This is a genomic window from Corallococcus sp. CA053C (assembly GCF_003611675.1).
Taxonomy (GTDB): domain Bacteria; phylum Myxococcota; class Myxococcia; order Myxococcales; family Myxococcaceae; genus Corallococcus.
Map to the genome: position 1 here is coordinate 1 of NZ_RAWA01000862.1, position 471 is coordinate 471.

Below are 471 nucleotides of genomic sequence, written 5' to 3' on the forward strand. Positions count from 1 at the left end.
GTATAAGGGCTGGCTCTTGCAAAGCCGGCGAAGCTCAGACTGCGATACCTGACGTTGCGGGGCTTACCAGGCTGCCGCGCAATGCTGCTGAGCCAGATTCGGTCAGGCGATAGACGCCGCGGCTTTCCCGTTCGAACCAACCGTAGACGTTGCGCAGCATGAGGGTACCGGCGTCGGGTGCAATCTTGCGCAGGGTCTTGGTACTGACGGGCCCTGCGGCCATCGCCATGGCGCAGGCCAGTGCCCTCTGTCGGTAAGCCGTGAGAATGGGCAGACGCGTTGAGCCACCTTCGGCAGGGTCGCCCTGGCGGCGCTGGTGTTCCAGCACCAGCCGGCTACGGCGTTTGGCATTCGGCCGCGGGCGGTAGGGTGCTGGTTCGGCCAGGATTTCGACGGCTTGGCGCGCCGGGTCGACCGCCAGCAGCCCAAAGCCGAGCAGCCGGCAGAGCTTGTGCGCCCGGCGGTCCCGAT

At 66.7% G+C, this 471-nt stretch carries 1 protein-coding gene; it reads right to left on the reverse strand.

What is annotated here, in order from left to right; genetic code table 11:
- Nucleotides 1–34: 34 nt before the first annotated feature.
- The coding region (locus tag D7V97_RS43615; protein ID WP_199729259.1) for a DUF2161 family putative PD-(D/E)XK-type phosphodiesterase at nt 35–471 on the reverse strand (437 nt) is incomplete at its 5' end.